A 23511-nucleotide genomic window follows, 5' to 3' on the forward strand; every position below is an offset into this window, starting at 1 on the left:
CAGCAAGCGGTTGGCCTGATTTTAACCGTCGGCTACCGCCTGCGGTTATGAATACCTTAATTGCCTTCCAACTCGCTCGTGATGGCGAGCCATTCCTCTTCCAATTGCTGCAACTCGCTGGTGATGGTCGCCAACTGAGCGTGGGCGGCTTGGGCATCGGCGACGGCGGTGATCGTCACGAGCTTGTTTTGTAGGTCCTTCTTTTCGTCGTCGAGCTTGGCGATTTTACGCTCGACCGTACGCAGCTTTTTCTGCAACTCGCGCTCTTCCTTGCCACCCAGTTTGCGTGTCGCGGGTGCTGCCGTTCCAACGGGAGTGCCACGCACATGGTGCTCGGACCGCAAGCCAGCTTCGAGTTCCTTCTGAACGCGGTACACGTAATCTTCAAAGCTAGATGGGTAGCTAGCCACGCGGCGATCACGCACTTCAATCACCGCCGTGGCCACACGCTGCATGAAGTAGCGGTCGTGGCTTGTGAAAATCACCGTGCCGCGATAACGGCATAAAGCGTCGGCTAGTGCTTCGACCGTTTCCACGTCGAGGTGGTTTCCTGGTTCGTCGAGCACCAACACATTGTGCTGCTGCAACAGCAGGCCAGCGAGCACCAGCCGAGCCCGTTCACCACCGCTAAGCACCTTGATTTTCTTTTCGATCATCTCACCGCTAAAAAGAAAACTACCCGCGACGTCTTTGATCTGCTGCATCACCGTGCCGGGAACAGCTGCGCGATACAGATAATCTTCCACGGTTTGCTCGACGGGAAGTGTTGTGTACACATGCTGGGCATAAACGCCGACCTGACAGCCGTAGCCCCATTTGAGCGTGCCGCTCAAGGGTTCAATCGAACCGCAGACCGTGCGCAGGAAAGTCGTCTTGCCTTGGCCGTTGTCACCCACGATGCCCACCCGGGTGCCATGCTCGATTTCGATTTGGACATCGGTCGCAACTTTGTTGTTGCCGTAACCAATCGACATCTGCTCGGTGCGCAGAGCCGTTCCTTGCCGAACATCCGACTCTGGAAAACTAAAGCGGACGGTTGCTTCTTGACCTTGCACTTGAATCAATTCAAGCCGCTCGAGCTGCTTGGCCTTGCTGCGAGCTTGGCTTGCCGTGTTGGCATTCGCGCGGTTCTTGTTGATGAAAGTTTCCAGTTGTTTGCGTTTGGAAAGCGTCGCAGCGTTCACGCGCAAATCATGCTCACGGCGTTCGGCAATGTTTTCCAGATATGAATCCACGTCACCGGGGAACATCGTGAGCTGACCCCGCGAGAGCTCCAACGTCTGATTGCAAGTCCGCTTCAAAAACGCTCGGTCGTGCGACACGACCAAACACCCCGCGGGAAAGCTACGCAAGAACTCTTCGAGCAACAACTGGGTGCGCAGGTCGAGAAAGTTCGTCGGTTCGTCGAGAATCAATAAGTTGGGATCATGCAGCAACAAAGCCGCCAGCTTCACGCGCGTTTGCCAGCCCCCCGAGAGTTGCCGCACGGGTTGATCGAGCATTACGTCGGGAATTTGAAACTGCCAGGCAACCTCGCCGCAACGCCATTCCGGTTGCTCGCTGTCGCGCATCAAGAATCCGATGACGGTTTCCCCATCCTGAAACGGATCGTGCTGCCGCAAGTAACCCAACCGCAGCTTGCGGCTACGAACGACTTCTCCCGCTTCGAGTTCTTCTTCGCCCAAGAGAATCCGGCAGAGCGTGCTTTTCCCCGCGCCGTTGCGACCAATCAGGCCAACTTTTTGATCGTCAGGAAGCGCGCAGTTCGTCCCATCGAGCAATTCTTGATGGCCGTAGCGCTTGTGGGCATTTTGTAACTGGAGAACGATTGCCATGATCTGTATCGAGGTGGGAATTAGCCGCGATGGGATGTATCGCCGCCGGGCCGTGCGACACGTTGCATCGCAGTAAGGGCGAGAATCGCACAGCATACCACGCAGAGGCCCGCAAACCAATCGCCGAATTTGGTGTAAACCGTGCCCGAGCCCCAGCCAGTGGGCTCAAGATCGACCAGCAAAAACGTCGGTTTGCGGCGAGGGGTGACTTGGCGAATCTGTCCCATGCTATCGATATACGCCGTCAGCCCACCGTTGGCGGCGATCAAAAAGGGCGTTCGTGTTTCCACCGCGCGGAATACGCCGCAGGCCAAGTGCATGTCGAGCTCGCTCGATCCCCAATACCAAGCATTGTTGGTAAGATTGACAAGTGCCGCGGGGGGCGTGCTCGTGCGATGAAATAATTCGTCCCATTGGCGGCGAATCAGATGCGGCACGACCGTTTCGTAGCAAATGTTGGGTGAGAGCAAAATGTTCTCCGTGAGCCACATCTCGGTCGTTTCCTTTCCCGCAACGATACCACCGGTAAGTGGCGTCAAACCGTACAGAAACGGAAACCAATCGGCCAGCGGAATGAACTCGCCAAACGGCACGCGATGGATTTTGTCGTAGACGGCTGTGATCTCGCCCGCCTTGTCGACAAACACCGCCGAGTTGAACACTTGATAGGACATGCCTTCTTTGTCGTCGGGAATGATCTCGATGCGGTCGAGTCCCACGAGAACCGCACTGCCGAGTTGACTCACGAGCGCCGCTAAATCGATTTTCGCGGCCGTTAATGCGGAAGGATCTACACGGCCCGGAGGTGGAGTAAAACCTTCTTGAACAGTGATCAAATTCTGTCGGAACGCCGTCTCGGGCCACACGACTAAATCCACCGGCTTGTTGTCGCGGGCCAACGATTCCTGAACCGCGTCGCGGGAAAGCTGCATGTACTCCTGCATGATTTCCTGCTGACGCTCGGCATCCATTTTCCAGTCGGCGGGTGTGTTGCCTTGAATCAGTGCGATCCGAGGGACAACTTGCTGGGGTGCTTCGCTCCGCATGCTGGCGTGCTTGGCTTCAACAAAGACCGACAATACAATCACTGCGACAATTGGCCACGCCACGCGAATAAACTGCCATGGCGCTTTAAACACCAAATCTCGAAACGTCGTACAGCGGCCGATCGCGAGCGTGGCTTCCAAAAGATTCGCAGCCACAAACATAATTAGGAAGGTCACGCCATATTCGCCGACATACTCGGCCAATTGAATCATCATCGGCGAGCGATATTGCGTGTGGGCGAGGGACGCCATCAGAAAGCCAGTCATCACGTGGCCGCGAAGCCAGTCGAGTCCCGTCCAAACAACGGGCGCGACAATCCACAGTGGCAATCGCCAACGATGCACGCCTGTGCGAGAGAGCCACACAAAAACTGGCAGATAAATTCCCAGATAAGTCGCCAAAGCCAGCAACGCAAGATAGTTGAGCGGGTGCGGCAGGCGGATCCAGTGCACCGCAAGCGTCCAAAACACCATTCCAGCGAACCACAGCGAACGGTAAGGGCGTTTGCCGGGTAAAAATTCCGTGCGAATGAGCACCAGCCACGGTATGGGGGCAATCCACACGAGCCAGGGCCAAGCCACCGGCGGGAAAGCAAGAAAACAAAGAATGCTCCCCAGGAGCGCGGTGCGCAAAGTCGAACGTGGACTGGTGAGCTTTTCCAGCAGTGGTGTAGGTTGATGAGGAGGCGGCTGCATTGGCACAAACTACGGCGATTGGGCGAACTTGAACAGGCCAGATCGCCGCCAATCTGCCCGCTGCGAATAAGGTGACCTGCAAGCGGATCGATATGTCCTTTATGATTAATAGGCTAACACCTTCGGCGTGACAAATTGCTGCTATGAAACACTTCTCAACTCCGCTGTGCCCCTTATTGATTGCTGCCTGCCTGCTGGTTTCGGTCGGCTGCTGGCAAGAGGTGCATTACGTCCCCAAGGCCCCCAACGCTGCAGAACCGGCTATAGCGGAGTCGACCGAAAAACCTGAAGAAACAACGGCCAGCAATGAGGCTGCCAAGTCTTTCCTTCCGCCACAACCAGTGGAAGTCACGACCGAAGAATTGTTTGATACAGCTACCGACACGTCCGGTGCAGCTGAGCAACCCGCTGAGCTCGTCACAGAAACAGAACCTTCGACCGAGGAACCCGTGGAAACGGAAGTCGCCGCAACGGAATCGACGACGCCCGAGCCTGCTTTGCCGAGCGTGCCAGAACCTGCGAAAGCCGTCGAGGCTGACGAGTTGTTCGGGGAGGATGAACCCGCTACTGAGTCTGCTACCGAGAAGACGACACTCGAACCGTCGCCTGAGGCGCTGGACGTCTGGCGGATGGCGAGTCGCTGGAGTCTCGCGGCAGCTGTTTACGCCAAGAGCCAAGCCACGGATCAGCATGGCGAACTGTTGAAGGAAGCCCAGCGAGCCGCGGAAACCGTCGGCACCACATTGCCCGAGTTTCCGGCTAGCGCTGATAACAATCACGAAAAAGTCTTGATCGATTTTCTTTTGACGACGGGAACGGCCAACCTCACGGCACAGCTTACTGAAAAATATTCACCGCAGTATGCGGCACTCGCCACCCTGGCTACCAAGTCGAATGCATTGTTGTTGGTTTACACGCCCAAAAGCCAGCAACTCGATCCTCTGATCGCCGAGATCAAACAAGCGGCCGAAAATTCTGGCTTGCCCGCGGAACTCTGGGCCAATCTCGTCTCGATGCTTGACCAACGCGCCCCCTTTGCCGACGTAAAGCGCGAAATCCTCGCGTTCCACACAGCGGTCGGCAGCTACTTGGCGGGCAAGCCTCAGTAGCTCGTTATACCAGTCGTATCGATTGTGCCGCACGCGAGTCGTGGGAGCGTTCACCCGAGTCTTGAACTCGCAGCCGTCGGGCAGAATGCTCACCACCGTAACCTAGGTTTCGGTAGGCATTTTTGCGCCGTTCCTATTTCTGCGAGGTGAGGTATGTCGTCAGTCCCCAAACGCAAAAAAACTTTTGTCGATAGCCAGGTTCAAGGCGCCTTAGTCAAGCGCGTGATCCTGCACTGGCTGGGATTCTTCCTCACGGCCTCGATCGTGACGTTCGTCTTGCAGGCGATGAGCAACCCATTTGTGCCGATCAAGACTCATCTCCAAGAATTATGGTGGACACAAGGTCCGTTCCTGTTGGTGATGATTTTTCTCTTGCCAGTGTTTGTGCTCGACACGATCAAATTGAGCCACCGCTTCGCCGGACCGATTTACCGCCTGCGTCGCACGATTCGAGCCATCGCCGACGGCGAGAAAACGACGCCGCTCAAATTCCGTGATTTCGATTTCTGGCACGGGCTGGCCGATGACTTCAACCGCATGATTGACCGGTTGACGAATCACCCTGTTGCCACGACGGAAGAGCCCGAAACCGAAGTTGCCAACAAGTGACGCTTCTTTCCCCACAAGCTCTAAGACAAAACATTCCATCATGTTGCTCAGTAAACGCAAAAATCGCACAAATCGTACCGGTGTTGCCGCGGCGGAATTCGCCGTCTGCTTGCCGGTGATTGTGCTAATCGTGCTTTCGACCATCGAAGCCTGCACGATGATCTTTTTGAAACAATCGCTCAGCATCGCCGCCTATGAAGGGGCCCGGGCAGGACTGGCTCAATCCGCCACGAACTCAACGATTGTCAACGCCTCCACGCAAGTCCTCACAGAACGCAACGTCAAAGGGGGGTCCGTGACTCTCAATCCCTCGAACCTCACTTCGATTGCTCCCGGCAACTTTTACACCGTGACCGTGAGCGCTCCTGCGGCACCCAATGCCATTGTCCCGATCAACTTCTATCGTGGCCGCACGCTGACGGGCACGGCCACGATGATGAAAGAATTCACGTCTTCCACTCCGTAAGAGATCAGTATGGCTACTCAACTTCTCAAATCGTTTTGCAATCGTCGTTCACCTCGCCGCGGTGCGATGATGGTGCTGATCGCGATCACTCTTCCGATCATAATCATCATCGCAGCGTTCGCGCTCGACGTGGCGTGGATGCAATTGGTGCGTACCGAACTACGTACGGCAACCGACTCGGCCTCACGCGCTGGGGCTAAGACGTTGTCGCTCAAACAAAACACCACCGATGCCCGCAACGCCGCCAAGCAAGCCGCGCTCCGTAATACCGTGGCGGGTGATCCTTTGCAGCTTCGCAACAGCGAGATTGAATTCGGCATTGGCCGGCAATCGTCGGAAACGTCGCGTTTTAATTTCACACCCGGCGGCACGTTGCTGAACGCGGTCCGCGTGACCGGCAATCGCACGGCGGCCTCAATCGATGGTCCGGTTGATTTGTTCCTGGGCCGAGTGCTCGGCGTGAATACGTTTGAACCCACACAGGTGGCTGCTTCGACACAGCTAGACCGCGACATCTGCCTGGTTGTGGACCGCAGCGGTTCGATGATGGAAAAGATCACGGGCAGCGGCCTGGCTGGCAAGACTTGCGATCCGCCACACCCCACCAAAAGCCGCTGGGGTGCTTTGAACATCGCCGTGGAAAGTTTTGTGGACGAATTGGAAGGAACCGCACAAGAAGAACAATGCGCGCTGGTCAGCTATTCGTCCTCGGGACGTGAGTGCAATATCTCGTTCACGACTTCGGATATTAACGCCGACTTGGCTCTCACTTACGCCAAGATCCGCAGCGAAATGGCCAAACTGAGCAGTAAGCCAGTTAAAGGGAATACCGCCATCTCCGCGGGCATCGACAATGGCATCAAAGTTCTCACGGGCTCAAAAACCCGTCCCTATGCTTTGAAGTCAATCGTGCTGATGACTGACGGTTTACATAACTCAGGCAAAGAACCGATACTTTCGGCGCAAACGGCTGCTACTAAGAACATCGTGATCAACACCGTGACATTTGGTAACAGTGCTGACATCACTCGCATGAAGGCCGTCGCCGCGGCAACCGGCGGACGTCACTTCCACGCGACTGATACAGCCACACTGCAAAGTATCTTCCGCGAGATCGCTTCGACCTTGCCGGTGCTCACCACCCAGTGATTTCAGAGACATTCACTATGTTTGCTACGAACAGAACAATCCGCCGCGGAGCAACAACGGTCGAATTCGCGATCGTGGTCCCCGTGTTTTTCCTGCTGCTCACGGCGGCCTTTGAGTTCAGTCGGTTAAACGTCATCCGTCACACGGCCGACAACGCCGCCTACGAAGCGGCACGGGCCGCGATGGTCCCCGGCGCAACCGCCGCGGAAGCGACTGCCAAAGCGAATAGCATTATGGCCGCAGTCGGCGCACGCGGAGCAACCGTGACAGTTACGCCTACGGCTTTGGGGCCGGAAGTTGACACGATCAACGTGAAAATTGACGTTCCCTTGAATCAAAACGGTTGGATCGCTCCGAAGTTCACCGGCAATCGCACACTCACGGCGCAATCGACGTTGAAAACAGAGCGGGCGGAATAACTTCACGGTCGCCGTCGACTGCACAGCCCTACGCCCAGCCCACAAGCAATCAGCACCAGCCCCGTTGGTTCCGGCACGCTGACCAAGCCGTTCAACGCTCCGTTGCCGTAGTGGGTTTGCCAATCGGCGAGATTCCCTAGGCTCGGGTTGCGTTGCCAGGCCAGCAAGTCACGGCCATCAACGTCGCCGTCGCCGTCGAAATCTCCGGGTGTTCCCAAACCGAGAACCTTCAAGCGAACGCTGCTGGTGAGATATTCCACATCCCATTGATACCCGCCGGGAAAAATCAGGTTCTCAAACTCTCCGAAGACTCCATCGGCTGCGGTTGTTAAAAAAGTGAACGTGTTGCCTATGGCAGGGAGAAATCCGTTGGCAAACGTCACTTCCAGCGTGCCATCCAAAAAGGCGAAGCGGCTTACGGCTAGCACGTCATACTGAGTGCTGGCGGTCGTGCCCCCGAGCTGAATCGCAAGCGTACCATCGTCGAGATTGGAAAAGTCGCCAGTGATCGAAAGTGTTCCCAGCGAGTTGCCTGGTTCGACGCGGCCACCTAGATTTCTAACCGCGCCATTCACGGGCCCCGTGCCGACGAACACCGTACCATTGCCACGCAGGATGCCCCCTTCGATGTTGATGAATTGGGCATCGAGCTTGCTGCTCGCGCTATTCAGACTGATGATGCCTCCTTGCTCGATGCGCGTTTCGCCAAACGTGGTGAACACTTGGGTTCCCGAGATTTGTAGGGCCATCGAGTGATTGGCTGTTCCAGCAACCACAAGCTGATTGACGGTCTGATTGCCGTTCGCGTTGACGAACTGAACTGGAACGGTGGTGTTACGCAATTCGGCAACCCAGCTGATATCTGGCGTGCCGTTGGCGGACCAGTTCGTTGCGGTATTGAAGTTCGTTTGAGCAATGGTGCTCGACCACACATGAGTCGTTGTCACGGGATCGCTAATAAACAGACTCGGGCCGATCCCTCCTTGGCCACGCGAGGGATTGGCATCGATCACCAAATCGCGCCCGGTGAACAAGTGCATGCCAAGAATACCGTCGATCACGTTGCCAGGGTCGTTGGGATTGGTGACGTCGAGCACGGCCACGGGAACATTGTGCAGTGTGAACGTGCCACCCACGGTATCGATGTTCAATTCATCGATATAAAAACCAGGCACACCCCCGGAGACACCACCGGAACCTTCGACTTCCAGAATAAAGTCGGGCGTATCAAGGATCGCATCAAAGCCAAGCCGCGCGGCGGTGAGTTCGCTGACGACGGTCAGATCGGCACCGGTGTCGAATAAGAATTCCTTATCTTGAAACGATCGTGTGCCGTTGGCCATGTCGACGTCGAGAAACAAGCCGCCGCCGTTGCCGTTGCTGTCTTGGACTACCGATGGCGAGGCAGGGTTGTCGTGAATCGTGATTTCTCCACCACCACCAAGAACATCGCCGATATCCAGGTTGTACACAAACTGGGGGCCCTGAATGAAACCGATGCCCGGCTTGAGTTTCAAAGGAGCCCGACGAGTGATCCCCTCGGCAGCACCGCTTCCCAGTTCGACAAAATCCACCTGCGGCGTGCGGACGGTACGGCCATTGTGCTGGAAGATCAGCGGCTCGCTATTGCGAATCGCGACGGCATGCTGGGCGACCATCGGCAAACCGAGAATGTTTGGCAATCCCCATTCACTGGGCGCGGTCAGAGTCGCGATGCTTGTTTGGCCACGGATTTGATTGGGGCTGTTGGGTGTGTACGTCGTGCCGTTGAACGACAGATCTCCAAACCCCGAAGCATAGATGCCCATCGCATCGTTGATCTCCATCAAGATCGTGCCGGTCGCACCACCAATTTCTTGCAGGTTCTCGCCACGCAGACCGTTACCTTGGATGTTGAACCCTGCAAAGGCTTGCTGGGTGATGATGTGCGTAGCGGCACCACTGTCGAGCAATGCGATATCCATGTAGGAATTTAGAAGTGGTGACCCCAATCCGACTGCGGCATCAGCGATGAACGGAATCGAGCCGCCATCCAAGTCGTCGAGTGTCTTATGCTCGTCGGTCATGCCGATGCCGACAAACGGGATAAAGCCTCCCAGGGGAACTTTGGCCACGGCCAATTGAGTTGAATAGGCCAACACCAGGGCAGCAACAAGCGAACGTGCAATCATCGGAGCATTCCTTATCTGCGGTATCACCACGGTGAACCGTGCGGCGAATGAGAGGATGAGCCAACGGCTCGCGAGTGCGAAACACTCCACAGAGAAATTGCCGACAACCCCTGACGTCGGCGCCGCGTAGCCAATGCCTAGCATCAGCCCGTGCGAGATCGTGCCCCTCTAATCCTAAGAGACGGTCTCTGCTCCCCAACTGATAGGCTAAACCAGCCCGGGGTGGGGGTCAAGGAAAGGAGTTTCCACGGGCGGTCGTTCCCTTGCCGCTGGCTGCCACCGGCGGCTCTTAAATATCAAACTAGACCGCGGGGCGACCGATGCTGTGGTATTGGAAGCCCAACGCTTGCATCCGCTCGGGATCGTATAAATTGCGGCCATCCAAAACAACGGGCGTGCGCATCAGGGACCGTATCTCGTCGAAGTTCGGCCGCTTGTAGTCATTCCATTCGGTCATGATGCAGAGGGCATCCGCGCCAACAAGTGCGGGCATCTGCAGATCGCAATAGGTGAGTTTGTCGCCGTAAATCTTGCGAACATTCGCCATCGCTTCGGGGTCGTGAACCTGTACTTTTGCCCCTTGTGCCAACAGAAAATCAATGAGCGTGAGCGCTGGGGCTTCGCGGATGTCGTCGGTGCGAGGCTTGAACGACAGCCCCCAGATCGCGACGGTTTTATCCTTAAGACTCGGGCCAAAGGCCGTTTTGAGCTTTTCGATCACGACCTGTTTCTGGCAGTCGTTGACTTCGTCGACAGCTTCCAGCATGCGGGGTTCGATTCCGTGGTCTTTGGCCATCGAGGCGAGCGCTCGCACGTCCTTGGGAAAACAGCTACCGCCGTAGCCCACGCCTGGGAACAGAAACGCGAAGCCAATGCGGCTGTCGTGGCCGATGCCGCGGCGGACATCGTTGATGTCACCTCCCATGCGCTCGCACAGATTGGCCATTTCGTTAATGAAGCTAATCTTCGTAGCCAGCAGTGCGTTGGCAACATATTTGGTCATCTCCGCGCTTTCGGGAGTCATCACCAGGAATGGATGCTCGGTGCGGAGGAATGGTTCGTAAAGTTGCCGCAGCACGTCGGCGGCACGCTCACTACGCACGCCGACGACGACGCGGTCGGGCTTGATGAAGTCGTCAATCGCGGCCCCTTCTTTGAGGAACTCGGGGTTGCTGGCGACTTCGCATTCACGACCTGTGAGTTCCTTGAGCATCGCGAAGATGCGAGCATTTGTTCCGACGGGGACGGTGCTCTTCGTGACGACGACCGCATCGGCGCGCAGATGAGGAGCGATGCCTTGCACAACCTTCCACATGGCTGAAAGATCGGCGGCACCATCGGACCCTTGGGGCGTGCCGACCGCAAGATAAATGATCTCAGCAGGCGCCACGGCCGCGGCCAAGTTCGTGGTGAAGGTTAACCGCTTGGCTTGCAGGTTGTGGGTCACCATGTCGGCGAGTCCGGGCTCGTAGATCGGAATCTCACCTTTGCTTAGAGCCGCGACCTTGGTGGCATCGATATCGACGCAGGTGACGTTGTTGCCACTGTCGGCGAAACATGTCCCCGTGACCAAACCCACATAGCCTGTACCGATAACCGCGATTTCCATCGAATGACCTTAGTGTCTGAATTCTGCAATTACGCCGCGAACGGCCGTAGATTCAGCATAGTTGGTTGCGACGAGGAGGAAAACTGATCGAGCCACTCGAGGTGGTCTGAGGAGGGATTCCCGCGACCGATTGGGCGCAATGACACGATTATTCCGGCAGGGAATTGTCGTTCTGATAGCCGGAATTGCCATAAAACGGTGCGGCAGGGAGCCCTGCTCGGTCCTGCACCAATTGGGCAATCGCATCGACTTCGGCATCGCTAAGGGGACTGACGAACCCTTCGGCAGGGCGGCGAGCAATCGTATAAACCTGAACCAAGCTAATTTCGCCACCCGCAAGGACAATCTCCTGCAAGCGATCACAATACGCTTCGACTTCCGCTTGAGTGGGGGCTTCACCTGCCACGCGCATGAATAGCGATTGAATGACCAGAGGTCGGACGCGGGCTGCGGCTGTGATGTTTTCCAAGATCTGAGTGAAGGGAATCGGCGTGCGGTCGATCAGCTTGAAATACTCTGAGGTGCCGGCATCGAGCTTGGCCCAAATCTCGCCGTTGTTTTCATCAAGAATTGTGAGCCCACGCTGCACGTGCAGTCGGTGAAACATGCTGGCGTTGGTGATCAACACCATCTTCACGTCGTCGAGACCTAACTCACGCTTCAAACCGGCACAGGTTTCGATGATCGTATCGAAGTTGCGATAGGTCGTTGGTTCGCCATCGCCCGAGAATGCGATGTCGTTAAGTCGCCGCAAAGCGAGCGGCGTGGCGCCGAACTTGGAAGTCTCGTAGATTTCGCCCGAGGCGACGGCCTGCAAAACATCACGCAACTCGGCGACCAGCGCATCGAGTTCCACAAACTGGGTTTCGCTTTGGGTGCTGCGGTCGACTTGGCAGTAAATGCAGTCGAAGTTGCACACCTTGTCGGGATTGAGATTCACACCGACCGAAATGCCGCGCGAACGCCGGCTCAATACCGGATAGACAAACCGGTAATTCTCAAACGAACGTTCGTGCAGGGTGTGGAGTTGGTGCGCGGGCATGACTTAATGATACGCCAAGTCATGAGGCTTGGCGAATACGCTCCGGAACATACTTGTCGCAGCGAATTAAGCCGCCGCCGGATGATTCAGATGCGCCAAACGCCTGAAAAGTTCGCACCGACCGGCCAATTCGTTGAAATTGCCCGTATCGATGATGTGACCCTCATCCATCACGACGATGCGAGTCGCCAGGGCCAGCGTGCTGGGGCGATGGGTAATCATGAACACAGTGCGGCCCTTCACGAACTTCTCGAGCACTTCGTGGATAAGGGCTTCGCTTTCGACGTCTATTTGGCTCGTGGCTTCGTCGAGGATCAAAATTTCAGGATCGCGCAGGATCGCCCGGGCGAGAGCAAGCCTCTGTCGCTGCCCACCGGAAAGCCGGTTGCCGCTGGGGCCACAGACCGTTTGGTAACCTTCGGCGAGCGTCGTCGTGACAAAACGGTGAGCATGCGCCTGCTTGGCGGCTTCCATGACTTGCTCATCAGTCGCTCCCGGTGAGCCGTACCGAATGTTGTTCATCACGGTGTCGTCAAAGAGCAACGTTTCTTGCGTCACGACGCCGATTCGCTGCCGCAAATCGTTGGGCCGCATGTCGCGGAGATCAATGCCGCTCACTGTCACTGAACCGGCCGTGGGATCGTAGAACCGCGGTAGCAAATTCATGAGCGTCGACTTACCACAACCATTGGGGCCGAGGATCGCGATCGTTTCGCCTCGTTTTACTTCGAGATTGATTTTGTCGAGCACTAATTCCGTGGGCTTGTACGAGAAGGAAATATCGTTGAACGCGATATCACCTAACCGGGTTGGCAAACTCACAGGCTCGGCGGGGACTTTCAGCTGCGTGGTGCGATCCATCAGCTCGCTCACTCGGTCACTCGCCGCGGAGGCGCGTTGCAAATAGCTGAATACGCTGGATATTCGTTGCGAGGGTTCGATGATGCCGATCAGCAAGGCATAAAACGCCGTGAGCATGCCGTGGGACAACGGTTCCCTGCTGATGCGTATGCCAAAGAGATGGGTTTCTTGATTGAGAACCAAGTACCCACCCGCTGTCACAACGCCGACAATGATCGCTAAACCAAAGGTTTCGGTCAGCGGTCCGACCAGCGAATCGTACAGGGCAATACGCATTGAGCGGCGGTAAAACTTGCGCGAAAGGAGGTGAAAACGGCTCCGCTCGTGGGATTCCATCGTGAAGGCTTTAATGACCTTGATACCGTCAAAGGTTTCTTCCAAGTGATCGTAGACAATCGATAATTCCTGCAAGGCGCGGCGATTGGCTCGCTTAAGCGATTTGGCGAGCGTATGAATGGCGAACGCGGCAGGGGGCGCGCAGATGACCGTCACGAGCAGCAATTGCCAACTGATAATCGCGGCAAAGACTAAGCAGGTGATCATCTTGAGTGGTTCGCGAATGCCGATGCCAAAAAGTACCTGAACGCCTAAACCAATCCACTCAAGATCAGTCGTGAACCGCGTCATAAGTTCACCATTGGTCGTTTGACGCAGCGTGCCGAGATCAAGCCGCAAGGTTTTTCGATAAAAATCCTTGCGGACTTGCAGGCTAGTCAAGTTACCGATCTTGGCTACCAGCAGCGTGTTCGCCACTCGAAATGCGCTCTTGAGAATGGTGCTGACGACCAAAAAGCTGCAAATCAGCACCAGTGTGCCGAACGGAGTGGCTGGGAGCCATTTCTTGGCGACGGGCAACACTTCTTTAAAACCAGCCTGCCACCATTCTTGCTTGACACGATCGCTTTGCAACGTATTGAGCTTGGCCCGAATGCTGGCATCGTCCGCGATCTTAAGTTGCTTTTCCGACGCGGCAATTTCGACGTCGATCGCGGCAATTTGCTGCGAACGGCTCACAATGCGATCTTCGATCAAACCCGGTATCGCCTTGCCGTGCATCACGCCATCAACGATCGGCATCATTGCCGAGAAGTTCGCCGCCCAGAGAAAGGCAATGCCGAACGAGCAGAGGACCGAGGCGGCCACCGTCCAGCGATAGCGCAAGGCCATGCGGGCAAAGCGGGCAAAACTATTCATGGATCATCCTTGATCGCGGGAATACTCTGTCGAAGGGAAGTGGGGTTCTAACACATTCCCCCAGGGGGACCAAGGTCGCTGATTGTTGTTGCACTATTCACTGGAAACAGAGCATCAATTCGTCAAAGTGCTAGCACACTCAAGTCTACCGAATTGTTGGATTCTACCGATTTTTGCGCCGATACCAATTTTACGAGGTTGCTCCCACGGCGCGCTCAAACCGCGCCGCCCGCTGCGAGCGAGAAAGATTGGATTCTCGCCGCCTACTCCAAACCCAGGAGCTGCCTCGCTTTCAGGGGGAATTCTGATGAAACATTTCTTGTTTTTGGTGGCTATGCTTGCGCTGGCCACAACCGGCTGTGCTGGTAAACGGATGATGGGCTGTGGCGATCCTTGTTGCGGAGCGCCTTCTTGCGACCCCGCCTGCGGTTGCTGCGAGCCTGAATGTGGTGTTTGTGATCCGTGCTGCGGCGACACCTGCTGCACCGATGGTTGCTGCACGGACGGTAGTTGCACGGACGGTAGTTGCGGCCCGAATGGCTGTGGCTTAGGCCGCGGCGGTTGCGGCTTGAGTGGTGGCGCTTGCGGCGTAGGCAATGGCTGCGGCGCTGGTGGTGGTGGTCAACAAGTCTGCGGTGCTTGTGGCGGTGGAGGCTGTAATGCCTGTGGTGGATGTGGATTCGTCGGTGCCTTGGCGAGCGGCTTCTGCCCTCATGCCGGCGGCTATCCCGAATCTTACAATTTCACCCCCGGTCCACCTGTTGGCCAGACCGCTTATCCCTACTACACGACCCGCGGTCCACGTGACTTTTTGCAGAACAATCCTCCTTCAATCGGCCCTTATTGAGCCGAGCGAACGAAGGATTTGCGAAACTTAGCGTTGAAGGGAAACACGCTAATTGGAGAGCCAGCCGCCCGTGCAGGGATGCACACGAGGCGGCTGGTTTTATTGTCGAATAAAAGGCCCGTTTCCTTGCCCGCACCACCGGGCAAGGAAACGTTCGGCCGTTGAACGCGGCGACTAGTTTCTAGCGCCGGCGTCGCACCACAAATGCGGAACTGGACAAAGCCAGCAAAAGGAAGCTCGATGGTTCGGGGATCGTATTGATCAAACCATCGGTGAAGCGATTATCGCCGCGTTGTACGGCCATGATCGCTTGGTCGCCCGCTTCAGGATAAGCACCGTAAGGAAATTCGCGTTCCAGCAGCGAGGCATTGAGCAGATACTGCCAACTGCTGATGTTGCTGCCATTCCACTTGTAAATCATCCGACCAACTTTCAAGAGGTTGTCGTCTTCGACAACTGCGGAACTGCTGGTGCTCAAAATCAAGACCCCAGCTGCATCGTAACGGTCGATACGATCAAGATTGGTGATGACGTCGTCGGTGCTTGATCCACGATTGTTGATGATACGCATCAGTATCGCACCGTCGCCACCGTGACCAGCATCCAAGCTGCCGTTGCCGTTGCCATTCAAGAAGGGGGCGGTTGTACTCACAGTGAAATTGCTGGTCGATGTCCCGAATTTTCCAACGGGCCGCGAGGAGCTGCTGATGTCGTCATTCACAACAAGGCCGTCTCCATTGGCAGGTACGTATGGGTTTGGAATAAAGGCGGGCCAACCGGCGGTCGTGGCATCGGTATTCACAAACACGCCACCCAAGCCGAGAATCTGATCGCCCGGCAGCCAAGAAAATTGTCCATCGGCGATTTCCAAGTTCGAGCCTGTTTCGACCGCAAAGCTAGCCGAGTAGATATCAAAGCTGAATGTTGCTTCGCCGCGGACATAAGTGCCATTGGCGAGCGAGTTGCCCCCGAACTCCCAACCGAGATCCACGGCAGGATTACCCGAGGGCGAGAGGGCGAAGGATGTTTGTGCAAAACAGGTGAGCAGCAGTGCGGCTGCGACAGCAGATAGTGAGCGCTGAATAGTCATGGGGAGTGTCCTTTTTAAATATCTCTTGTTGGATCAGAATGATTCGATGTTAGATCGCGCGTCTTAAAAGTCCCTGACCGCAAGATGCGGCCAGGGACATATCTCGAAGAGCCGATTATTTACGACGCCGGATGGCCAGGAGGCTGCAAAGTGCCATACCACCCAAGATTATGCTGGACGGTTCAGGAATCACGGAAAGACTCGAATTGTCAAAGGCCAGAAGTCCTAACTCGTTCGATGCGAACCAACCATACCGATTACCGCCTACTGTGATATCAATCAAGTCGGACGGGTCACTCAGTACCCAGCTGTTGATCAGCGTGCTCGCTGAATCCAAGAGAGTCAACTCAACCTCAAGCACACCCGAACCATTGTCACGAAACTGATGTTCGAGCGTGTACCAACCTGTGGTTGACACGGCCACGGGATCACGTCCGGGATCCTTTGGATAGCTATTTGCGCGTCCCGTGGAATTACTACCGCTGAAAATGAAGCGATTCGTGCCCGCTCCAGGTCCAGTATTGTCCGCTGCATTGTAGAAGCCCGCATTAAACGCAAAATCACGACGATGATTGCCCGCGGCATTATTGATCGCGGACGTGAAATCGAACCGTGTATCATTCGCCATTCCAGCTTCCATATCTAGGTACACATCAATCGAAGTTGTGTACTGCTGAAACGGAACTCCTATGCCGTTGCCCGCTCCGAAATTATAGCCGTTGGGCAAAATTGGCGTTGCCCCCCAACCTGTAAAGGCTGAGCCAGTACCGGCGTTGTTATACTGAGCATGAAAAGCACCAGCGGCCGAAGAAACACCATTCGTACCCGACGCTACACGGTCTACACGGGTTGTTGTCCATCCCAGGACATCGGTTTCAAATCCGTTGAAATATAAGGGAGCTGCTTGTGCCGTCGCAGTTATCAATGACATACCCACGACGAAAATTGCGATTCTTATTTGCATGAGTTTCATAAGACTTTCCTCAAAAATTTGGATTTCAATATTGGTGTGCAAAAGCAATCATGAAAGATGATTTAAAGAATAATTCTCCCGGCCGAGCGATAACGGCCGGGAGAGATTGAGCAGTTTATTTGCGACGAGGGCGGAACAAAGTCAGACCCATCGCACTGAGACCGCATAAGGCCAATGAAGCGGGTTCGGGGACCGCGGCAATCGCACGCGAAACCACGTAGCCTTCCATGCCCGAGACATAGCTGCTGAGCGTGTCGCCGAAGACCCAGTTCACGCCGTAGGCAACGTCGGTGCCGAGTTCGCGTGGGGCACCAGTGCCGACACCATTCGGACCGTTGATGTAAGTTGCATCGGGGGGTGCAATCTCGAGTCCGGCCACATCGCCGAATGTCAGTGGACCGTTGATCCCAACCAGGTTGTGTACCCAAGTATTGGTCGCTCCGTAGCCACCACCGATGGTCTCGTAAACCTGAACCGGTTCGCTGGCGATGTCGCCGTAGCTGAGGTTGTAGGTCTTGCTACCGTTGCCGTTCTGCACGAACAGCGGGAAGAAGCTGGGGTTCGAGGGTTCGTTGGCAAGAACCGCATAGTTGCCCAAGCCGTCCGTCACCCAGATGTTGAAGTAGGGAGCGACAGCAGGACCTGAGCCCGACGTGAAGCGGGTCGTGTCGTCGTAGCGAGTGATCGCCAAGCCCGTGATGGCGCCAATCGTCGAGCCGTTAATGTCGTTGCTGCCCAGAGCGGCTTTCTGCCCACCCGCGGCGATGACAAACTCGGTGGCACCGGGGACATAAGTGTTATTGGGAAGAATTCCAGGGGCACCGCCACTTTCGCGAATCACGTAAGAGGTGAAGGCGGCATGAGCGGTTGTGCTGCTGATTGCCAGGGCCAGAGCGAGTGAGGAAACGATGGATTTGATTGTGAAAGACATGAGCGTATTCCTTATGGTGAGGTCAATTAGAATGACCCTGATTTAATAAGATGGAACAGAGTAGAACTCATTGGCTCGCCCCAGTTTTGGCCTGGGACGAGCCATGAATCATCAACTAGCAATTAGGCTGCATTGCGACGGCGGGCAAAGAGACAAGCCACTCCCGACAGGCCACACAAAACGAGGCTGGTTGGCTCGGGAATCGCCGCTGCGTTGCTGACGACGACATTGTCAATAAACAACCCAAAGCCATTGGTGCTAGGAACGGCGGCCCCCATAGCGCCACGAGCGTAAAAGACGGCCGTGTTAACCGCGCGGGGTACATTCAGCGGGCCGGAGTCAGCGACATTGTAGTAGTATGATTCCCAAGTCGTGCCCGTGTGGATCAACGAGCCATCCAGAAAGACTTTGACAACATCGTTGCCCATTTCACTTCCAGGTGCACCAGGCCCAAGCCCATCGACAAACTCGACATACATATCGACAGAATGCCAATCGGAGTAGCTAAGTCCCGAAGCAATGACCGTCGGAGCGGGGAAGGTTGTGCCCGTGGTATCCAGAAACTGCAAGTCAAACCCCGAACCAGTGTCCATCATCCGTAGATAGGAGTTTCGTAATGTGCTTTGAGATCCCGCTGGTGAAACATTGATCGCCAGGCCTGTCTGGGCTGCGCCAGTGGCCGACTTGAAGTCCCAACCAACATGGAAGTACTTGCTGGCAGCGACGCCATTGGACTGCGGTGGATTGTAAGGAGTGATGTGGCTAGGGCCATAATCGTTGTAAAGATTGGCACCCGTTTCGCCGGCAATCAGGGGAGCGTGAGTGGCATTGGGTTGATTGCTCAATTGGTTTGTTGTAACGGCGTTTGAGAATCTCCAAACGGTGTTACCCGAGCCATCGTCGACAACCTCTTGATCGTACGCGGTACCCGAGGGCCAACCGCCACCCAATACGGCGTTACCGAAGGAATCTGCGACGGTCCATCCTCCTTGATTATGCACGCTGGCATCTAGTATAAATCCTTCGAAGTCTGTGTAGTCAGCTTGCGCAGTGGTAGCGGCAAACAGCCCAGCGGCAATCGCTGATAGAATTGTAAACTTGAAATTTGACATTAGCATGCTCCTTAAATTCATCCATCATGGTGTGTTGATGGATGAAAAGTGAAATAGAAAATTAATTGCAATCGTATTTTTGTTACTTCGTGTGGTGCGACTGCAAACAAACTAAAAACAACTCAAACCAAACATCAATTCATCAGCAAAACTCCAAAAACAATTGAACAGCTTGCAAACAACCGGCTGCAATTACGCGGCGAAACGATAGCTCGTTTTGGCAACGCGCTTCTTCGAGCCGGCATAGGCAGTGGAAATCGTGGACGCCGTATGTCGCATCGAACGACAAAGTCCTTTTCTCACGCTGGGCTTGACCGAACACCTTTCCGGGCGGTGCCATTTCTCGTAGCTGTTGATCTCGTCGAGGGCCGATTCGTCTTCAATGTGCAAACTGATGGTCATGGGAAAACTCCTTGATTACGTGGGTCTCTTGTTGGAAATGTTGCAACGAGTCGTGCAACGTGTTTGATTTCAGGCCGCTGAAAATGGCTTGGGCGAGCGAAACATGGACAGAATGTTTCTCGAGCGGCGGCGGGCACGGCGGTCGAGTTCCGCGTTGACGGGGCGACTCACGCCATCCCCACCAAGAATTCTTAAGAGCAAGAGTTGCTCGGGTGCCACGTTCCGCCAATTGCGGACCGTGAGAGTAGGTGCTGATGATTGAAAGTTCATTAGACGCTCCTTTCCGCGAAACAAGTTCTGAATTAGTTTTGTGTTGCCATAACGGGAGTAGATATTGGGAAACTGGCTTCGTAGCACTTATGCAATTCACGCTGCCGTAGCGACGTGGCATATTCAAACAGCCAGTCTTCCCGAGGGACTTCGCTGAGGACCATCAAGGCCCCCAAAGCTCGGGCGTGAATCTCGTCTTCGAGTGAAACCTGGGATGATGCCAAGAGCCAACGCTGTTGGGGCCAAGCCGACATAATCCGGCCCATCATGTCCCAAATGTTGATCTCGGGGTTATCCAAACCAGCCAGGATCAAGTCGAAGCCAACCAACCGCATCGTGGCGATTGCTTCACGCGTATTTGTCACGCTATAGACATCCAAGAGCGATGCCTTGCTTTCCAAATCTGCCACGCCCACGGCGAGTAGAGTTGGGTGATAGTATTGGTCCATAATGAGCCTGTATCCGTTTTGTTGGCACACACGGCTCTAAGCGTGTGTGCCATTTGTATCTGATGGCATTGCTCTATTGCGAAGGCCGTGCCAAGATGATCAACGCTGACATCGACAAGTCGTAAATCGTTAGAAGTGAACGCTTTGCGCATTCAAAATCGGCAGGATGAATCAGAAGGCAGATTCGTAAATAAAACGCATTATGAGTCGCATCAGCGGCCCGACGCAGCGTGCAACGACTTCCCAGCAAAGGACTTATGAAGGGGCAGGTTATTTTGAATACCCACGTTCAAAATAACTTGCACATAGGATGCTCAATCCAAGCGGATGTTGAGCTTTTCAATCCGCCGATTGAGGCGCTGGATATTGATCCCCAGCAGGCGACCGGCCGCGGTTTTACAAGAATTGCTGCGCCGCAACGCTTCGGCAATCGTACGACGTTCGACCTCAGCTAAGCACAGGTCAGAATATGAGTCCGTGGGTGCTTCGCGTTGCACGCGCACCGGCAAATCCTGTGGCAAAATGACTTCGCTCTGCGCCAGAATATGAGCCGACTCCATGGCGTTGGCGAGTTCGCGAATATTTCCGGGCCAAGAGTATGCTTGTAGGATGCTGACTGCTTCATCGCTGAGCTGGCGAATTGGTTCGTCGTAGAGATCGGCCTGAACCGATAGAAAATGCTCGGCCAAGGCAACAATATCATCTGTACGTTCCCGTAGCGGCGGCAAGGTTGTGGTGATGATATTCAAGCGATAATACAAATCTTGGCGAAATGTGCCGGCACGAACCATGGCAGCTAGGTCACGATGCGTGGCAACCACCAGGCGAATATCGACCGGCTGCGGATGAGCCTCACCGACCGGCACGACGCAACGCTCCTGAAGCACTCGCAACAGTTTGGCCTGTAAAAGCAGCGGCAATTCGCCGATTTCATCGAGAAACAGTGTGCCACCGTGAGCCGCGCGGATAAAACCGAGCGATTCGCGGACCGCACCTGTAAAAGCTCCGGCGACGTGGCCAAACATTTGGCTCTCAAAGAGCGTGTCGGAAATGGCCGAGCAATCCACCGGAATAAATGGCTTATTCGCTCGATCGGAACGTGTGTGAATGTACCGGGCAATCATTTCCTTACCGGTGCCGGTTTCGCCTAGGATCATGACCGTGCAATGGCGTTTGGCGACGGTGTCGGCAACTGCTCGAATCGAGGTGAAGGACGAAGATCGTCCTACCAATCTCACGGGGCGACACGCTGGATGCATCGCTGGCGCGGCGATACCTGCCGCAGGCAAACGAGTGCTACTCATGCTGATTTCAGATGGGGCTTACTTGCGCTCGGCTTATCCCAGCGTCGTGCAAGAATTCAAAGTGGGTCAATCAAGTCGCTGCATCCAATAGGGATATACTGCAAGCGAGCTTTCGATCTATGGCATTAGCTGTACCTTCGAGCTGGCCGGAACAAACAACTTCATCAGAATAAGTAGCCAAGTACCAGTAGTCAATTATGTAACTCACTTTTAGTACTTTTTAATTGATGCATATTTATCCAACTCTTTTCTCTACAACAACCATTAATCAGAAAGAAGTTACGGTATCGTGCCTACTGCGTGCTATGCAAAAACAAAGGGCTTCTGCAATGAGAAGGGCGAAACAGACACGAATCCTCCGCGCCCTGGCAGAAACTTTCGAGCAATTTACCGTCTGATGGTTTCCCAACGACCAGCTATTTCTTCGCAGGCCGCCGAAATGTCTTTCAAACGTTTTTTGTGAGCCCGGGCCAAAACGTAAACTTCGCCAGCCAGAACGTCGACAACTTTGATTTGGTCGTGATCGAGAAGCAACAAATCCTTCGCGGAACGCACGACCAGGCTTTGCCATAATAGCGTCGTAATATAGTCAGCCGCCTGCTGATTAAGAGGATGCTGCTTTGAGAAGTAGAGCTTGATGCCTCCCAACCGACGTTGCTCACCACTACCCGTGTAGATCAGCACCTCGGGACGGACACTCACGGTCAGATCGCCGAGTGAAAGTGGAGTCGCCGAATTGGTGCGGACATAGGCCACGCGGCCGCTGGGAAGTTGTAGCTTATCAGCCAAGCGAGCGGCATTGGCAATCGCCGTCACACAACAATCGCGACGACTGCGGGCGAAATTCGAGCTTGGCTCACCCGTGCGAAGCGCGGCGATTGCTTGGGCAAGCAAAAGCTCGTCAGTTCCCCCTGTACAAATCCAGTCGGCAATCGCATTCTCGGCAGCCGTATAGCGCGACACCATAAAGGTCGAAGGAAATTTGGCGTCGTGGATGATTCGCTTGCGGCGCGCAGGGGGAGCGGTCAGATACTCGCCCAATTTGTTGACCGATATGCGTGGATCTTTGCGAGTTTCAACAACGCGATCCATGGCACTGGCTCCTTCTAATTGGTATTTGGCTCCCCACCTACTAGTGTACGCCTGGACATATCTAGTGGCAAGCGAATTTCGTTGTTGCTTGAGAACCATTGAAATGACGAGTTAACCAAAGCGGACTTGAGATCTTCGTTCTGACATTTTGCATGTAGAGAACTGATAATGGATCGCCAAGAACTAAACTCTTGAATTGCCGAAGGATCAGTGCGTCTACGCTTTGCTGTTCCTATTTGTATGAGGGCGGCCGTGCCGCATGAAGTGCCGGGACATGAATTTGCGATACTCAGCGATATTGCTGCAGCGGTTCTCTATCGTGTCGAGGATGGCAAATTCCGGCATATCCATCTTCAGTTCGTGACAATCTCCGGCGTCGAGACGCTGGAAACGCGCACCTAATTTCCAACCACCCTTAAGCAGGTCTATCATTGCTAACTTGTGAAGTGTCGCGACGTGATGAAGAATTCTTCACGCTCAATGCGGGTGGTTTCTCAAATGCTGCGTAAGCTGCCAGCTCATCCGAAACAGCCCCAATTCTCCGCACAAACGGCCTTGGCAGGGGAGGTCGTCGGGCCTGTACCGGTTAGAGCGTCCCGGCGGGTTCAGGCGTCGTTGACAGCCTAGAACTCGGGTATAGGATGAAGACTGATTTTGCCCGGAAGGTCCGAGAAAAACTAGGCTTAAGGCAGGTTGATCATGTACCGTTTTGAGGGGGGCGTCCCCTGCAACGGAAATTGATCCCTGCAACTGACTGGCAGCTCTTCAGGATGTTGTTTCAGGGATGAGAACCGCAAAGCGGCGACCAAACATCTGCCAGCATGACTTTGAGCCA

The 23511-nt window shown here is 55.0% G+C and carries 23 protein-coding genes; 8 read left to right on the forward strand and 15 right to left on the reverse strand.

Going from position 1 to position 23511, the window contains the following annotated elements:
- Positions 1-56 precede the first annotated feature (56 nt).
- Together AC6T8Q_RS20255 and lnt are read right to left on the reverse strand one after the other, a co-directional pair.
- Positions 57-1835 (reverse strand): ABC-F family ATP-binding cassette domain-containing protein, encoded by a 1779-nt coding sequence (locus AC6T8Q_RS20255; protein ID WP_500680812.1) that lies wholly within the window; start codon positions 1833-1835, stop codon positions 57-59.
- 20 nt (positions 1836-1855) lie between these two features.
- Positions 1856-3577, reverse strand: a complete 1722-nt coding sequence (gene lnt, locus AC6T8Q_RS20260; protein WP_500680813.1) for an apolipoprotein N-acyltransferase — start codon at positions 3575-3577, stop codon at positions 1856-1858.
- A gap of 143 nt (positions 3578-3720) precedes the next feature.
- Here lnt and AC6T8Q_RS20265 point away from each other — a divergent pair, with 143 nt between their 5' ends.
- The 5 genes from AC6T8Q_RS20265 to AC6T8Q_RS20285 all read left to right on the forward strand — a co-directional run bounded on the left by AC6T8Q_RS20265 (position 3721) and on the right by AC6T8Q_RS20285 (position 7329).
- Complete coding sequence (locus tag AC6T8Q_RS20265; protein WP_500680814.1) at positions 3721-4686, forward strand: hypothetical protein; 966 nt, start codon at positions 3721-3723, stop codon at positions 4684-4686.
- A 153-nt stretch (positions 4687-4839) separates the two neighbouring features.
- On the forward strand, positions 4840-5295 hold the full coding sequence (locus tag AC6T8Q_RS20270; RefSeq protein ID WP_500680815.1) for a hypothetical protein: 456 nt from the start codon (positions 4840-4842) through the stop codon (positions 5293-5295).
- 40 nt (positions 5296-5335) lie between these two features.
- A complete protein-coding gene (locus AC6T8Q_RS20275) occupies positions 5336-5761 on the forward strand; it encodes a TadE/TadG family type IV pilus assembly protein (RefSeq protein ID WP_500680816.1) in 426 nt (141 codons plus the stop codon).
- 9 nt (positions 5762-5770) lie between these two features.
- A complete protein-coding gene (locus AC6T8Q_RS20280) occupies positions 5771-6910 on the forward strand; it encodes a VWA domain-containing protein (RefSeq protein ID WP_500680817.1) in 1140 nt (379 codons plus the stop codon).
- A 17-nt stretch (positions 6911-6927) separates the two neighbouring features.
- A complete protein-coding gene (locus AC6T8Q_RS20285) occupies positions 6928-7329 on the forward strand; it encodes a TadE family protein (RefSeq protein ID WP_496920424.1) in 402 nt (133 codons plus the stop codon).
- A gap of 2 nt (positions 7330-7331) precedes the next feature.
- Here AC6T8Q_RS20285 and AC6T8Q_RS20290 read toward each other — a convergent pair whose 3' ends face one another.
- The 4 genes from AC6T8Q_RS20290 to AC6T8Q_RS20305 all read right to left on the reverse strand — a co-directional run bounded on the left by AC6T8Q_RS20290 (position 7332) and on the right by AC6T8Q_RS20305 (position 14206).
- Positions 7332-9500 (reverse strand): aspartyl protease family protein, encoded by a 2169-nt coding sequence (locus AC6T8Q_RS20290; protein ID WP_500680818.1) that lies wholly within the window; start codon positions 9498-9500, stop codon positions 7332-7334.
- Between the two features lie 301 nt (positions 9501-9801).
- On the reverse strand, positions 9802-11109 hold the full coding sequence (locus tag AC6T8Q_RS20295) for a UDP-glucose dehydrogenase family protein (protein WP_500680819.1): 1308 nt from the start codon (positions 11107-11109) through the stop codon (positions 9802-9804).
- Positions 11110-11257: 148 nt separating this feature from the next.
- Positions 11258-12151: a radical SAM protein gene (locus tag AC6T8Q_RS20300; RefSeq protein ID WP_500680820.1), complete on the reverse strand. Its 894-nt coding sequence runs from the start codon at positions 12149-12151 to the stop codon at positions 11258-11260.
- Positions 12152-12217: 66 nt separating this feature from the next.
- On the reverse strand, positions 12218-14206 hold the full coding sequence (locus AC6T8Q_RS20305; protein ID WP_500680821.1) for an ABC transporter ATP-binding protein: 1989 nt from the start codon (positions 14204-14206) through the stop codon (positions 12218-12220).
- 307 nt (positions 14207-14513) lie between these two features.
- On the opposite strand from AC6T8Q_RS20305, the gene AC6T8Q_RS20310 reads away from it, so the two are divergent.
- Positions 14514-15053 (forward strand): hypothetical protein, encoded by a 540-nt coding sequence (locus tag AC6T8Q_RS20310; RefSeq protein WP_500680822.1) that lies wholly within the window; start codon positions 14514-14516, stop codon positions 15051-15053.
- A 181-nt stretch (positions 15054-15234) separates the two neighbouring features.
- On the opposite strand, the gene AC6T8Q_RS20315 is transcribed toward AC6T8Q_RS20310, so the two are convergent.
- From AC6T8Q_RS20315 to AC6T8Q_RS20350, 8 genes are all read right to left on the reverse strand, one after another.
- Positions 15235-16143 carry a PEP-CTERM sorting domain-containing protein gene (locus AC6T8Q_RS20315; RefSeq protein ID WP_500680823.1) on the reverse strand — a complete coding sequence of 303 codons (909 nt, stop codon included), beginning with the start codon at positions 16141-16143 and terminating at the stop codon, positions 15235-15237.
- Between the two features lie 115 nt (positions 16144-16258).
- On the reverse strand, positions 16259-17116 hold the full coding sequence (locus tag AC6T8Q_RS20320; RefSeq protein WP_500680824.1) for a hypothetical protein: 858 nt from the start codon (positions 17114-17116) through the stop codon (positions 16259-16261).
- A gap of 115 nt (positions 17117-17231) precedes the next feature.
- Entirely contained in the window at positions 17232-18047 is an 816-nt protein-coding gene (locus AC6T8Q_RS20325) for a PEP-CTERM sorting domain-containing protein (protein ID WP_500680825.1), read from the reverse strand.
- A 122-nt stretch (positions 18048-18169) separates the two neighbouring features.
- Positions 18170-19159 carry a PEP-CTERM sorting domain-containing protein gene (locus AC6T8Q_RS20330; protein ID WP_500680826.1) on the reverse strand — a complete coding sequence of 330 codons (990 nt, stop codon included), beginning with the start codon at positions 19157-19159 and terminating at the stop codon, positions 18170-18172.
- A gap of 192 nt (positions 19160-19351) precedes the next feature.
- A complete protein-coding gene (locus AC6T8Q_RS20335) occupies positions 19352-19561 on the reverse strand; it encodes a hypothetical protein (protein WP_500680827.1) in 210 nt (69 codons plus the stop codon).
- Positions 19562-19630: 69 nt separating this feature from the next.
- Positions 19631-19831: a hypothetical protein gene (locus AC6T8Q_RS20340; protein WP_500680828.1), complete on the reverse strand. Its 201-nt coding sequence runs from the start codon at positions 19829-19831 to the stop codon at positions 19631-19633.
- Between the two features lie 32 nt (positions 19832-19863).
- Complete coding sequence (locus AC6T8Q_RS20345) at positions 19864-20280, reverse strand: hypothetical protein (protein WP_500680829.1); 417 nt, start codon at positions 20278-20280, stop codon at positions 19864-19866.
- A 314-nt stretch (positions 20281-20594) separates the two neighbouring features.
- The gene (locus tag AC6T8Q_RS20350; RefSeq protein ID WP_500681015.1) at positions 20595-21539 is read right to left on the reverse strand and encodes a sigma-54 interaction domain-containing protein; all 945 of its coding nucleotides are present in this window, start codon (positions 21537-21539) and stop codon (positions 20595-20597) included.
- Here AC6T8Q_RS20350 and AC6T8Q_RS20355 point away from each other — a divergent pair.
- Entirely contained in the window at positions 21436-21675 is a 240-nt protein-coding gene (locus AC6T8Q_RS20355; RefSeq protein ID WP_500681019.1) for a hypothetical protein, read from the forward strand. The two genes, AC6T8Q_RS20350 and AC6T8Q_RS20355, sit on opposite strands and share 104 nt — an antisense overlap.
- A gap of 296 nt (positions 21676-21971) precedes the next feature.
- On the opposite strand, the gene AC6T8Q_RS20360 is transcribed toward AC6T8Q_RS20355, so the two are convergent.
- Entirely contained in the window at positions 21972-22676 is a 705-nt protein-coding gene (locus AC6T8Q_RS20360) for a hypothetical protein (RefSeq protein ID WP_500680830.1), read from the reverse strand.
- A gap of 252 nt (positions 22677-22928) precedes the next feature.
- On the opposite strand from AC6T8Q_RS20360, the gene AC6T8Q_RS20365 reads away from it, so the two are divergent.
- Complete coding sequence (locus tag AC6T8Q_RS20365) at positions 22929-23078, forward strand: hypothetical protein (protein ID WP_500680831.1); 150 nt, start codon at positions 22929-22931, stop codon at positions 23076-23078.
- Positions 23079-23511: the final 433 nt, after the last annotated feature.

This window comes from Bythopirellula sp. (genome assembly GCF_041737835.1).
In the GTDB taxonomy this organism is placed as follows: Bacteria; Planctomycetota; Planctomycetia; order Pirellulales; family Lacipirellulaceae; genus Bythopirellula.

Bases quoted from the DNA above. Each gene is read 5' to 3' on its own strand.
- AC6T8Q_RS20255 (WP_500680812.1), bottom strand. From the start codon at position 1,835: ATGGCAATCGTTCTCCAGTTACAAAATGCCCACAAGCGCTACGGCCAT.
- lnt (WP_500680813.1), bottom strand. From the start codon at position 3,577: ATGCAGCCGCCTCCTCATCAACCTACACCACTGCTGGAAAAGCTCACC.
- AC6T8Q_RS20265 (WP_500680814.1), top strand. From the start codon at position 3,721: ATGAAACACTTCTCAACTCCGCTGTGCCCCTTATTGATTGCTGCCTGC.
- AC6T8Q_RS20270 (WP_500680815.1), top strand. From the start codon at position 4,840: ATGTCGTCAGTCCCCAAACGCAAAAAAACTTTTGTCGATAGCCAGGTT.
- AC6T8Q_RS20275 (WP_500680816.1), top strand. From the start codon at position 5,336: ATGTTGCTCAGTAAACGCAAAAATCGCACAAATCGTACCGGTGTTGCC.
- AC6T8Q_RS20280 (WP_500680817.1), top strand. From the start codon at position 5,771: ATGGCTACTCAACTTCTCAAATCGTTTTGCAATCGTCGTTCACCTCGC.
- AC6T8Q_RS20285 (WP_496920424.1), top strand. From the start codon at position 6,928: ATGTTTGCTACGAACAGAACAATCCGCCGCGGAGCAACAACGGTCGAA.
- AC6T8Q_RS20290 (WP_500680818.1), bottom strand. From the start codon at position 9,500: ATGATTGCACGTTCGCTTGTTGCTGCCCTGGTGTTGGCCTATTCAACT.
- AC6T8Q_RS20295 (WP_500680819.1), bottom strand. From the start codon at position 11,109: ATGGAAATCGCGGTTATCGGTACAGGCTATGTGGGTTTGGTCACGGGG.
- AC6T8Q_RS20300 (WP_500680820.1), bottom strand. From the start codon at position 12,151: ATGCCCGCGCACCAACTCCACACCCTGCACGAACGTTCGTTTGAGAAT.
- AC6T8Q_RS20305 (WP_500680821.1), bottom strand. From the start codon at position 14,206: ATGAATAGTTTTGCCCGCTTTGCCCGCATGGCCTTGCGCTATCGCTGG.
- AC6T8Q_RS20310 (WP_500680822.1), top strand. From the start codon at position 14,514: ATGAAACATTTCTTGTTTTTGGTGGCTATGCTTGCGCTGGCCACAACC.
- AC6T8Q_RS20315 (WP_500680823.1), bottom strand. From the start codon at position 16,143: ATGACTATTCAGCGCTCACTATCTGCTGTCGCAGCCGCACTGCTGCTC.
- AC6T8Q_RS20320 (WP_500680824.1), bottom strand. From the start codon at position 17,116: ATGAAACTCATGCAAATAAGAATCGCAATTTTCGTCGTGGGTATGTCA.
- AC6T8Q_RS20325 (WP_500680825.1), bottom strand. From the start codon at position 18,047: ATGTCTTTCACAATCAAATCCATCGTTTCCTCACTCGCTCTGGCCCTG.
- AC6T8Q_RS20330 (WP_500680826.1), bottom strand. From the start codon at position 19,159: ATGTCAAATTTCAAGTTTACAATTCTATCAGCGATTGCCGCTGGGCTG.
- AC6T8Q_RS20335 (WP_500680827.1), bottom strand. From the start codon at position 19,561: ATGACCATCAGTTTGCACATTGAAGACGAATCGGCCCTCGACGAGATC.
- AC6T8Q_RS20340 (WP_500680828.1), bottom strand. From the start codon at position 19,831: ATGAACTTTCAATCATCAGCACCTACTCTCACGGTCCGCAATTGGCGG.
- AC6T8Q_RS20345 (WP_500680829.1), bottom strand. From the start codon at position 20,280: ATGGACCAATACTATCACCCAACTCTACTCGCCGTGGGCGTGGCAGAT.
- AC6T8Q_RS20355 (WP_500681019.1), top strand. From the start codon at position 21,436: ATGACCGTGCAATGGCGTTTGGCGACGGTGTCGGCAACTGCTCGAATC.
- AC6T8Q_RS20350 (WP_500681015.1), bottom strand. From the start codon at position 21,539: ATGCATCCAGCGTGTCGCCCCGTGAGATTGGTAGGACGATCTTCGTCC.
- AC6T8Q_RS20360 (WP_500680830.1), bottom strand. From the start codon at position 22,676: ATGGATCGCGTTGTTGAAACTCGCAAAGATCCACGCATATCGGTCAAC.